The sequence below is a fragment of the Pedococcus sp. P5_B7 genome, assembly GCF_054049895.1.
In genome coordinates this window covers 548694-558929 of sequence record NZ_JBFULM010000001.1, presented here as the reverse complement: position 1 = coordinate 558929, position 10236 = coordinate 548694, and the positions used below count along the sequence as shown (strand labels likewise).

At 65.4% G+C, this 10236-nt stretch carries 12 protein-coding genes; 8 read left to right on the top strand and 4 right to left on the bottom strand.

The window, feature by feature from the left end:
- Positions 1-125 precede the first annotated feature (125 nt).
- Positions 126-488: a hypothetical protein gene (locus tag ACXJKD_RS02540; RefSeq protein WP_457252756.1), complete on the top strand. Its 363-nt coding sequence runs from the start codon at positions 126-128 to the stop codon at positions 486-488.
- A gap of 220 nt (positions 489-708) precedes the next feature.
- On the top strand, positions 709-1044 hold the full coding sequence (locus ACXJKD_RS02535; RefSeq protein ID WP_457252755.1) for a hypothetical protein: 336 nt from the start codon (positions 709-711) through the stop codon (positions 1042-1044).
- A 363-nt stretch (positions 1045-1407) separates the two neighbouring features.
- On the opposite strand, the gene ACXJKD_RS02530 is transcribed toward ACXJKD_RS02535, so the two are convergent.
- From ACXJKD_RS02530 to ACXJKD_RS02520, 3 genes are all read right to left on the bottom strand, one after another.
- The gene (locus ACXJKD_RS02530; protein WP_457252754.1) at positions 1408-1710 is read right to left on the bottom strand and encodes a hypothetical protein; all 303 of its coding nucleotides are present in this window, start codon (positions 1708-1710) and stop codon (positions 1408-1410) included.
- Between the two features lie 305 nt (positions 1711-2015).
- On the bottom strand, positions 2016-2723 hold the full coding sequence (locus ACXJKD_RS02525) for a hypothetical protein (protein ID WP_457252753.1): 708 nt from the start codon (positions 2721-2723) through the stop codon (positions 2016-2018).
- Positions 2724-3740: 1017 nt separating this feature from the next.
- Entirely contained in the window at positions 3741-4325 is a 585-nt protein-coding gene (locus ACXJKD_RS02520; protein WP_457252752.1) for a methyltransferase family protein, read from the bottom strand.
- Positions 4326-4657: 332 nt separating this feature from the next.
- Between ACXJKD_RS02520 and ACXJKD_RS02515 the strand changes: the two genes are divergently transcribed.
- A complete protein-coding gene (locus ACXJKD_RS02515) occupies positions 4658-5359 on the top strand; it encodes a DUF4386 family protein (protein ID WP_457252751.1) in 702 nt (233 codons plus the stop codon).
- 797 nt (positions 5360-6156) lie between these two features.
- Here the strand turns inward: ACXJKD_RS02515 and ACXJKD_RS02510 are convergent.
- Positions 6157-6618 carry a hypothetical protein gene (locus tag ACXJKD_RS02510; RefSeq protein WP_457252750.1) on the bottom strand — a complete coding sequence of 154 codons (462 nt, stop codon included), beginning with the start codon at positions 6616-6618 and terminating at the stop codon, positions 6157-6159.
- Positions 6619-6846: 228 nt separating this feature from the next.
- Here ACXJKD_RS02510 and ACXJKD_RS02505 point away from each other — a divergent pair, with 228 nt between their 5' ends.
- The 5 genes from ACXJKD_RS02505 (at position 6847) to ACXJKD_RS02485 (ending at position 9761) form a co-directional block, all read left to right on the top strand.
- A complete protein-coding gene (locus tag ACXJKD_RS02505) occupies positions 6847-7179 on the top strand; it encodes a hypothetical protein (protein ID WP_457252749.1) in 333 nt (110 codons plus the stop codon).
- Between the two features lie 212 nt (positions 7180-7391).
- On the top strand, positions 7392-7802 hold the full coding sequence (locus ACXJKD_RS02500) for a VOC family protein (protein ID WP_457252748.1): 411 nt from the start codon (positions 7392-7394) through the stop codon (positions 7800-7802).
- Between the two features lie 261 nt (positions 7803-8063).
- Positions 8064-8315 (top strand): hypothetical protein, encoded by a 252-nt coding sequence (locus tag ACXJKD_RS02495; protein WP_457252747.1) that lies wholly within the window; start codon positions 8064-8066, stop codon positions 8313-8315.
- Positions 8316-8359: 44 nt separating this feature from the next.
- Positions 8360-9235: a hypothetical protein gene (locus ACXJKD_RS02490; protein ID WP_457252746.1), complete on the top strand. Its 876-nt coding sequence runs from the start codon at positions 8360-8362 to the stop codon at positions 9233-9235.
- Positions 9236-9356: 121 nt separating this feature from the next.
- Positions 9357-9761 (top strand): hypothetical protein, encoded by a 405-nt coding sequence (locus ACXJKD_RS02485; RefSeq protein WP_457252745.1) that lies wholly within the window; start codon positions 9357-9359, stop codon positions 9759-9761.
- Positions 9762-10236 lie beyond the last annotated feature (475 nt).

The following is a 10236-nucleotide window of genomic DNA, read 5'->3' as shown; positions in this document are numbered from 1 at the left end:
TGATGCCGCGGCCTGCCCAATGGAGAGTTGGTGGGCGATCCGGGCCGCACCCCACGCGGCGGAAAGACTGTGAGGATCGCCGCACGCATCGCAGCAGGTTCGGGCGTTCGGGCCATGATGTACCCATGAGGCACCTGACCGAGGAGCAGGCCTTGGGGGCGCTCGATCGAGGGCGCCCCATCGAGCAGTTGCTAGTTCAGTCGACGACCGACCACATGGGCATCGAGTGGCTTCGACTGTCGCCACAGTCGTCAGGCGTCGCGTTGGTTCGGCACCGCGTGCGCGACTTGGGGAGTGCCGCCTTCCTGGATCTGTACGAGTTCCCTCCCGTCGACCCGGACGAGGAGCCGGGTGAAGGGGCGGTGCTCGCCAGGTTTGCAGGGGGCGCCGAGGCCCTTGCCGCGAGCATCGAGCACGGCGCGCGGGCCGACGGATGGGTCAACGATGGCATCCTTCAGGATGAGTACGCCGACCTGACTCGGTCCTGACCTAAATCGCCCATCGTCGTGAGAAGACACTCAGGGGTTCATGACCCGCGACGAGCCAAGGCGGCGTTATGACGCGAAGTGGATGGGTGCGTTGCTGAGCCAGCCAAAGGTGGGCGGCTGTTCCTGCCGACTGCCTCGTCCCCTCCGGCTACTCCCACGTCACAGGCACCCTGCCGGCAGGGCCGGCGCTCGTGGCGGCTGGCCGCCTTACACTCGCTAGATGAGCGGAACGCACGTCCAACTGGAACGCTCGGTCGCTGCCCTCGCCCTTGCCATATTGGCCGCTTCGACGATGCCAGCCGCCATCGCTTTCGGTTGGGACGGCCCGCTCTTCGCCGACGCAGGCATGAGCATTGAAGACTTTGGCATCGCCGCGGCCGTCATGGGCGCCTTGGCGATGGGTGTGGCCGTGTCGGCGGTTCGCGTCAACCGTCGCAGCCACAACCATTTGTTGATCGCATCATCGGCGATAGCCGTCTCTCTCGCAGCCATTGTGATGGGGCTCATTCTGCCCGTCAGCCTCCTGTGCGACTTCGAAAACGCCGGGCCCTGCTGATTAGGAAATCGCGGGCTGAGCTCGAGCCAGCGAGCCAGGGAGGATGTGCCGATACCGCTTGACGACCAAGCCCACGAGCAATTATTCAGGTCGCTGCACCACATACAGCACGGCAAGAATTGAGCCGAGTTCAAAATGCTCAGATATAGAGCACGGACAAGCTGCCTCTCTCAACACATGGACTGTCTTGCTGCGGCACGTCGCTGCGACCCGCTCGCGGCGGAGTGACGCGCCTATCGGGCCGGATCTGGCCGAGCCCGCTCGGGAGTCCTAGGACCCGGACTTCCTGGCAGTCCGGGTCCTAGGACGGCGGTGCGGACTCTGGCACCTTCCTCGGGTTTCGGTCGTGGCGGCCTGTGCAGTTCAGGCGTGCGCAGGTGCCCTGACTTCGTTGACCACTTCGAACACCGATTCCTGCGGGGGATCGGTGAACCCGCCGGGGATGCCTTGCTGCATACGTGGCATAAGGGTCGAGTCACGGAAGGTCTCCCAGCTGTCCTTCGTGTCGTGCACGGCAACGATGGTCCACCCGTCTGCGGAGGGGCCAGCCGCGTGGTACACCTGCCCAGCCGGCAGGCTTCCGTCGGCCGGGTGCACCGCCGCGATCGAGGCTTCGTATTGATCCTTTGTGCCGCCTTTGAACTGGTGAACGACTCCATAACTCATGGGGCTGCCCTCGCTTTTCCGGGTCCGCCCCGGCCCAGCAGGGGCGGCCCGGGACAGTCTCGGCGGGGCCTATTCGACGCTACGCACCAGCCGAGAACCTGTCGATGGACAAACCGGCCACAGCGTTTCCGATTCCCACGGTTGCCCATGTGGGGGCCTAGCCTGCCGATCCCCGGCCACGCCGATAGCCGTCCTCAAGGCGGCGAAGTGACGCGGGTTCCCGGTCGGTCAGCGAACTAACAGACGGGCGATACCCGAACCCGTGTTGGGCGCCTTCGAACGCTTGGCAGTACGCAGCGCCTGTCCTAGCGATCGACCTTGCCTCGGAGGACTGAGCGAGCTCGAAGCCACGTCGCCCCGTTGCGAAGCAGCGCAAGCCTCTTGGCGAAGTAGCTTGCCCGAGCATCGGGACCGCCGGTTACGGAGTCCCCTGCGCCATGGATGTCGGCAGACGCAAGCCAATCTGGGTCCTCGCCCGCCAACATTGCTAGGTCCGGATAGGGAGGCGGCGCGAACGCATGGCGAGACTTGGCGTTCCAGTCGCCGTGCAGCAGGTCAATGACGTCCTGCGCGTGACGCCCAAAGACTTGTCGAGCTGCGTCGCCTCGCAGTTCGGCTGTCTCAGCCAACTCATCACCCAATCGGGTGCCTCGCATCTCAGCGGACCCCCCAAGCCCTGCCTGGAGCCAACGACGGAGTTCGCGCGCCCGTTCGACCAAGACCTCAAGATGGTCAAGCTCGTCGCTGCTGTAGAAGAACCGGGCCGCCGTGATCTGGCTGCGAAGCGGCCAGATGTCAAAGTTCCCCTTTGCCCCCTTTTGAGAGAGGACGGCATCGCGCAGCATGAACACATCACGCGCCAAGAGAGACGCCGCCTGCCGACGGCCTCGGCGTTCGTCGGTTCTATCGCTCAGTCGGCGCTCCAGCAACACGCCCACGAGCACCACGAGGCCGCCCAGGATGGCGCTCCCGACGTTGGTATTAAAGCCCTCCCGGATGGCCAGCCAGTCCATGCCCGATCTAACCTCACCTCACAGCGCTGACGCCATACTTAAGATGCAACGTCTAGCCGGCTTGCGGCGGTATGACTCGCTGCCAGAGGCAATAGCCTGCGTCAATCCCGCAGGGAGTCAGCGGCAAGTCGCAAGTCTCTGAAGTCCTCGACGGCCAAGCGTGCCGCTCGGACGAACCCAGTCACACTTCCTCGGGCCACAACGAATACGTCGTCAATGACTGAATCTGGCGGGGAAACCTCGCCGTAGCAGTCGTGCCAAGCGAACTCGGTCAGCTCGAGCACGTCGAGAACCGCTTCCGCGTCTGAACCAAACTCAGCGCGAGCCCGGCCCTCCGGTCCCTGCGTCTGTTTGCCCTCCCTATTGCCATGGACACACTCTGTCAGCACCGCGACGAGAACATCCGGACATCGGCACGGGAGAGTGCGTCGAGACGACTTCGTCCAGAGCGAGCCCTCGGTGACGATCGGCCCGTGGTCCCGACAGGCGGCGGAATGACCCATCGTGATTGCACTCCCCTGAGGGCTGGTCGCCGATCCACGTTGGTCGGTAACCTGCTTCTGTCAGACGGAGACACGCAAGCTCCGAACCGGGCCGAGCGCCATCAGTCGCGAACCCAACGTGCCGGACTGGATATAGCCAGTTGAGCACGGGCCCTGAGGAACGGTCGCGATGCTCGACTGCTCAAAGAAGTCCTATCCCAACCAACGGGCCGCGGAGCGCGCCCTACACGTGATCCAAGAGTCCTGCCGGTCACTCGGACGAAAGGTACCGACGGGGTCCTACTGGTGCAGCCTCTGCAGAGCTTGGCACTTGACCTCACGATCGAAGAGTCGAACTCCGCCATGGCTCAAGGCCAAACGCGCTCCGAGCGACCTCGAATAAGCAGTCGCGACGAAAGGACGCGCCCTGATCCTCAGGCTCAATGCAGCGTTTGGTCGTCACGGTCGAGACTGGCCCGCATGCACTGGCTCGCGAGCGCTCTCGCTCAGTTGACGCTTTCCAGGATTGGGCCACTCACCACACGAAGGGGACCAGCCGAGCGCGGTTCTTGGCGAAGTCCGAGTAGGCCTCTCCCAGTGCGTACGCCATCGTCCGCTCCTCTCGCAGGAGGCGATAGACCACAGCGAACAGGATCGAAAGGAACGACGCACCCGTCCCCACCCAGTTGCCGTACATCAAGCTAGCGCCGAGGAACGCCGCTAGCAGGCCGGTGTAGCTGGGATGCCTCAACACCGCATAGGGGCCCCGACTGACGACGACCTGATCGGAAGAGGTCATGACGACGGTGGTGAAGTACTTGCCCAACGTGACGAAGGACCACCAGCGCAGCAGCAGGCCGAGCCATCCGATGGCGGCGCCCACCGCGAAGGCCCAGGGGCCATCCAGCACGGCGTTCGGCGCGAGCGACTGAGCCAGCGGCAGCATCAGGATGCCCGTGAAGAAGACGACGCGGAACACAACTTCGCCACCAAGGTCCGCTCGTGAGGCGCTGCGACGCCACTTCACCGCCTGCGACAACTCACCCATGGCGAACGCACCGAGGCTGATGCCAAACACCATCCGGGCCAAATCACTCTGCTGGATGAACGGTGCCACCATGTCGGCAGTCTTCCAGCCCGCGCGTCGCCTCAATTGATTGATGGACGCCCGCATCCGGCGCGGACAGATTGGTCGGCACGCGGCGGAATGACGCACCACCCGGACTGCGGCAGATGAGTGCGTTTCCCGAGTCAGCCTTTAGTAGCGCCACAGCAGCGCCAGGGTAGGCCAGGGCGTGGATCGGGGTGATCCCCGATGTTGATCGCGGCTACACAAGAGCATGCTGTGGCCGTGAACAAGGTTCCGCTGACGGCCCGAAGGAGTAAGAGATGAGATCGCCGCACAAAAGCGCAAAAGCTGTGGAGTCCCAGCATGTGCCTGCGAGCGCGGCAGTGGCCACGAGGGGGCCGATCCCGACCCCTGCGTTCGGGGAGCCGGTCGTGGGCGCGGCGGCGATCGCGTTGGTAGCGTCGTTGGTCATCCAGAACGTGATGTTTGGTTGGGCCGGAGCGCCCGGCTACGGGGACCCGATCAAGGACGTGCTCGCCTGGCACCAGCAGAACCGGGACGTGGTCGCGATCGCGGTCGGCTCAGAGGCGCTGAACCTGCCGCTGCTGCTCGTGTTCCTGAGCGGTCTCCACGGGCTGGTCGGGCGTCGCGGGGGTGCGGGCGCCGACTGGTCGCGCCTTGCGGTGGCCGCGGGCGCGACTACCGCGGCGGTCTTCGCGCTCTACGCCGTTCTGTGGAACGGAGTCGTATTGTCCGCCCGCGAGCTCGCCGAGCCGAGCCCGCTGTTCCAGCTCGTCTGGCAGCTGCATGCAGGAGCATTCGCTCTGGCGCTGTCGGCGCTGGGCACCACCTTCATCGGCGCTGCGCTAGCGGCGCATGCGAGTCGGCTGGCGCCGCCGTGGCAGCGTGTGCTCGGCGTGGCCGGGGGAGGCCTGCTGATCGCCGCCGGGGTGGCCAACCTCGCGATCGCTGACGGCTCGCCGATCCTGTTCGTGGGGCTGCTCGGCTACGCCGCCTGGCTCGTGTGGCTGCTGGTGACCGGGGTACGGCTGGTTCTGATGCCCAGGAAGGTCCGCGCTGCCTAGGAACCGTTCCCGCCACGCGGCAGCCCCGATACAAAGATGCGTCAATCTGGGCGAGCCGAAGTGACACGACCGCTCATGGGCATGAGCGGACGTCGCGGCGATCCGACTCGCGGCGAAATGACGCACCATCCTGGTCGCGACAGATGTGCGCGGCCGGCCCTGCGGTGATGAGCCGCCTTTCGATGACGTTGTGGGTTTACCTGGGGCGGCTGGGCGCGTTGTGCGTTGCCTGCCGACTCGCGAGCCGTAGTCCAGCGATCCAGCCAGGCGCCTGCCCATTCGGTGGTGGCGCTATTGCTCGCATGTCGTGGGCCGTCCTCGCCAGCGCCCACGACACAAGCGAGTTGGAGTTCCACATGTCACCGGTGCCCAGTTCGTCGCGTCCCCACGTCAGTGGTGGAACCTGCGGGATCGTGTGCAGCAGTGCGCGCACCTGGACCGGATCATCGCTCACGCGCTGTGGCTCACCGACAGCCTCGTCGAGGTCCGGGATGCTGCCCCCTGGCCAACAGCGGACCTCGTAGCGGAAGGCCCTAAACCTGCCGAGGGCGCGCGTTCCTACGGGGCCTTCGCAGACTATGCCGCGAGCGGTCGTCGGTAGGTTCCAAACGGGCCCCATCTCGACGGCGTACGTCGTGCCGTCCGAGCGGATCCGCAGAGCCGAGTGGTACAGGTCGCACCGTGACCGATGCTGCCGGGCCGCAGCCACCGTCTCGTAGATGCGCCCGTTCCAACGTACGCAGTGACCGCCCGCGCCCAGGGGCAGCCAGTACAGGTCGACCCAGTCGTCCCTCATCTCAGTGGCCGGTTGCGACGACATGTCCATGTACCCAGCGCTCGAGCCGCGGGAGGCGCAACAGAAGGAGGACAGCGAAGCTGCCAGCTGCGTGGATGACCACGTCAAAGCCCGGGTTCGCGACTCCGGAGGCGTCCGCTGCCATCCAGTACGGGACCAGCGTGACCAGACCGGCGACGGCACACGCGACGCCTAGCGGCTCCCACCATTCGGTGCGCTGGAACAGTCCCCACGTGGCCACCGTGAAACCGATGATGGTCACTGCCGCCAGGATGGTGACTGCCGTCCACGCCGCACCGGCGGTGTCGACGTCGGCCGCAGTGAACATTGGTGTCAACCACAAGAATGTCGTACCGAAAAGGAAGAGTGAGACTCCGCCGACGTTCCGGATGCTAAACACGATGACCTCTCCGCGGCCCGTAAGCCCAAGCCGCTTCCTTGTCCCGACGATGCTCGTCGGCACGTCACCCGCGACAGAGCCATAGGTCCTGAAACCCCAGGCCGAGCGATGCGTCCGGCTCTCGGCATGTCCCGGCAAACCAAGAGGGAGCTCCGCGACCCGATCGCGGCGAAGTGACGCACCTTGACTGGCCGAGGGTTAGCCCCCGGAGGGCGCTCACCCTGGAGGTCCAGCTACGCCACGACATGTCGCACCTTGACGCGCCATAGGGCGTGGGAAGAGAGTCGTTCCGTGGTTGGGCATGACTTCTTCGCCACAGCAATCGGCGTTATGACCTTCGCCTACCTCGTCTTCGCTTTTGAGGCGCGAAGGAGCGAGGGTCGAGTGCGTCGAGGACTTTGGGCGGCCCTAGCGGATGATCGAGGACCCGAGCGCGCATGGGGATACGTTGCCTTGTCCTTTCTTGTGCTCACCTTCCCGGCGATTGTCGTCGGTCTATTGGCGCTGGCCGTGGATGAACCCTCAACTTGGATGGCGTGGTTCGTAGGCAGCGAGACGTCGGTGATCGTGCTCTTGGCCACTCTGGCGACGGTGGGAGCCTTGCTACCCGAGGACAAGGTTTGACTCTGTCTACTCTTGAGCAACCAGACTGGGGATCTCTCGGCCCGGTGCCCAGCACGCGGCGGAAAGACTCACGCAGATCGCGGCATGATCGGGCGGTTCGTGCAGTCCTCGCGTGCCGGGTCGTCGAACCGGACGGCTGGTGCCGTCGAGACCGGCGGCTTCAGACCCCCCACCTACACCCTCGATTGGGATGAGCCCTCTATCGTCGGTCCATGACCACTCGACTGAACCCCTACCTGAGCTTCGCGGGTGATGCCTCGGCCGCCCTGGCGTTCTACCAGGACGTGTTCGGCGGCGATCTCACGATCAACCACTTCGGCGACTTCGGCACCGACGACCACGGCATTGGCGACCAGATCATGCACGGCCAGCTGGAAACGGCGTTTGGCCTCACGCTGATGGCCGCCGACATGCTGCCGGGCGAGACGTTGCGGCCCGGGAACAACCTCGCGGTCAGCCTCGGCGGGGACGACACCGAGGAACTGCGCGGCTACTGGCAGGCGCTGTCGGACGGAGGGACCGTGACGGTCGAGCTGGCCACCCAGCCGTGGGGCGACGAGTTCGGGATGTGCGTCGACCGGTTCGGGACCTCGTGGCTGGTCAACATCGCTGCGGGCGGCTGACCTGCCCCATCCGCGCTGCGCCCGGTCGGTCAGGCTGTCCGTCGGTATCGCAGGTCGGCGATGCCGCGGCCGGCGGCAGTCCCCTTGCGCTCGAACCTCGTCACCGGCCGCTCGGCCCAGCGATCGACCACGCTAAGACGGCCCCGCAGGGGTGCCGTCATAGGCACGACCGGCGGCAGTAGCGTGCGCCTGATCGCGCGCAGAGCGGCAGATGCGGACGTTCCACTCCGAGCGATGCATCGGCACGGCTAGGCTCCCCGCGTGAAGGAAAAGTGGATCGGTCGGGCTCGGGCCACGCCGTCGGGTACCCGAGTCGTGCTGGTTGTCCTCGCCTTCCTCGTGGTCTCCACCGTCGGCAGGGCTATGGCCGAATGGGACCAGATCACCCACAGTTCCTCGGCCGCCGCAGGCGCGCTACTCAGCGTGGTAGTCCCGTTCGCGGCGCTGCTCTGGGGCGTACGTTCGGCCGCGAGCGCAGCCAATGTTCCACGAAAGTCGGTCTCGCGTCGCTGAGCGCGTTACGGCGCGCTTCGCGGCATGAGCGTGCGGGTTAGGCGATGGTGCTCGAGGGGCTTCACTACCGGCAGGTGGCAGCAGTGGAGAATGCGGTTGTGAACTCGATCGCTGTGTCCTCAGGGCTGTCCGTGTGGAATGAGTCCGATGGCAGCGCGGACCTCCGACACGTCGTGCGACGTGTCGAGTTCCTGCTGGATAGTCAGCCTTTGAGTTCGCTGCTAGAACAGGCCGGCGACGCCGTAGAGCCAGAGTCCTACGTAACTGTCTTCGAGGTCGATCCGTCAGGGGCACGCGAGGTACTGCAGGGACAGCGTCGATTCGAGGACTGGCTGACCGACACGGAGCGGATCCCGATCATGGTGTGCCCGTGCGGGGATTTGCTTTGCGGTGCCCTGACTGTCCAGCTGGAGACCAACCAGAGCATGGTTCGTTGGTCGAACTGGGCGTGGGACAACTACCACGAACCCTTAGAACCGATCGGGTCCATCCCGACGTTCGAGTTCAGCGTTGACGAGTACCTATCAGCGCTCCTACAGGCGACCCGTGGTGCGCGCGAAGGCGGAGTTCCCATGACTCGGACGAGCGTTCGTTCTCCGCGGCACTCGTGGCGGTCCCCACTCAGGTTTGGATTCGAGCGGACTGACTCTCACGCCATGCTTGACAGGCTGGACGTTGAGCTCCTTGAATCCCGTCTGGACGAGCCAGAGCAGGCTGGCCTTCTCGACATGCTGACCCGGCTGGGCACGGCCCGAGACGCCATTCCTCCCATCGCAGCCGGGTCGAGCTCAGCACAGACGCGCGAGGAGCTACTGCACCTCCTGGAAAGCATCGCGGCCTCACCACAACGCATCTTCCTACCGACTCCGACACTTGCGTCGGTCCAGTGGCACCGCGACCGCCTCAGTGGGTCTGGCTAAACCAACGAGGCCGCGTGATCGCGAGGCGGGTAGGCCGTCCTGCCACTGTCTCGCCACCGCGCTCATCGGCACGACCGGGTCGCGGCATGGTCGGGCGAATCCGAGTGGCATGCTCAGCGACATGCAGCGCTACGAGTTGCCTGACCCGACACTCCGGGCCTACGACCGAGGCGTCGGAACCCTCAGGGTCAGCGGCGAAGTCCGCGGCTACCTCGCCAGCGTCGTCGGAGAGATCAAGTTCCCGGGTCGTGCACCCTGGCCGTGGTTCGTGGTTGTCTGGCCGGACGGGACGAAGGAGCGCTCCTTCGAGGACTACGGCCCGCACTGGTCCACGGTGAGCGAACTGGATGCTGGCTACTTCGACCACCACGAGCAGGGCACACTCAAGGAGCGCCGGGGCTGGTTCGGCAGGACCATCAAGGACACGGAGCAAGGTCCGCCGCGCCGCTACGAGTTTGCCTGGCTGCCCGCTGACGAGGCTGCCGAGAAGTGGGTCGAACTTGGCCTCACGGACAACGACTTCTGAAGTAAACCTGCCGTCTCAGCAGGCTTGGCGCCGCGCTCGATACGCGGCATGTCCGGACGGTGATCAGGGCCAGTGGCGCACACTTGGGAGATGCGCGCACCAAGCCACAGAACTCTCGCTCGGTTCACTGACCTGACGACGTACGGGAGTTACTACAGCTACGCCTTTGCGATCTGTGTTGCGGGTGCTGCAGTCGGTGGCATCCTCGGTTGGCTGTTGACCGGTGACCCGGCAATCGGGATGGGTATCGGCATCTTCGCGTCGATGGCCGTGTGGTTGGGCCTGGTGATTTGGGCAACGAAGGTGCTTCAGAAGTACGAGGGACGGCGACGTGCCGAGCCATAGCTTCAGCCCGCGCCGAACCCGCCGCGTGGAACGAGCCGTCCGCAGATCGGCATGAGAGGACGGTGCGTCGCGGCCGACAGGCGGCGGTATGACGCACCGCAGGGATCGCGGCCGCGAGCGGCGTGCCAGA

Excerpts from the sequence above, each read along its gene's own strand:
- ACXJKD_RS02520 (WP_457252752.1), bottom strand. The coding sequence starts at position 4,325 with ATGGTGGCACCGTTCATCCAGCAGAGTGATTTGGCCCGGATGGTGTTT.
- ACXJKD_RS02525 (WP_457252753.1), bottom strand. The coding sequence starts at position 2,723 with ATGGACTGGCTGGCCATCCGGGAGGGCTTTAATACCAACGTCGGGAGC.
- ACXJKD_RS02485 (WP_457252745.1), top strand. The coding sequence starts at position 9,357 with ATGCAGCGCTACGAGTTGCCTGACCCGACACTCCGGGCCTACGACCGA.
- ACXJKD_RS02535 (WP_457252755.1), top strand. The coding sequence starts at position 709 with ATGAGCGGAACGCACGTCCAACTGGAACGCTCGGTCGCTGCCCTCGCC.
- ACXJKD_RS02530 (WP_457252754.1), bottom strand. The coding sequence starts at position 1,710 with ATGAGTTATGGAGTCGTTCACCAGTTCAAAGGCGGCACAAAGGATCAA.
- ACXJKD_RS02540 (WP_457252756.1), top strand. The coding sequence starts at position 126 with ATGAGGCACCTGACCGAGGAGCAGGCCTTGGGGGCGCTCGATCGAGGG.
- ACXJKD_RS02500 (WP_457252748.1), top strand. The coding sequence starts at position 7,392 with ATGACCACTCGACTGAACCCCTACCTGAGCTTCGCGGGTGATGCCTCG.
- ACXJKD_RS02490 (WP_457252746.1), top strand. The coding sequence starts at position 8,360 with ATGGTGCTCGAGGGGCTTCACTACCGGCAGGTGGCAGCAGTGGAGAAT.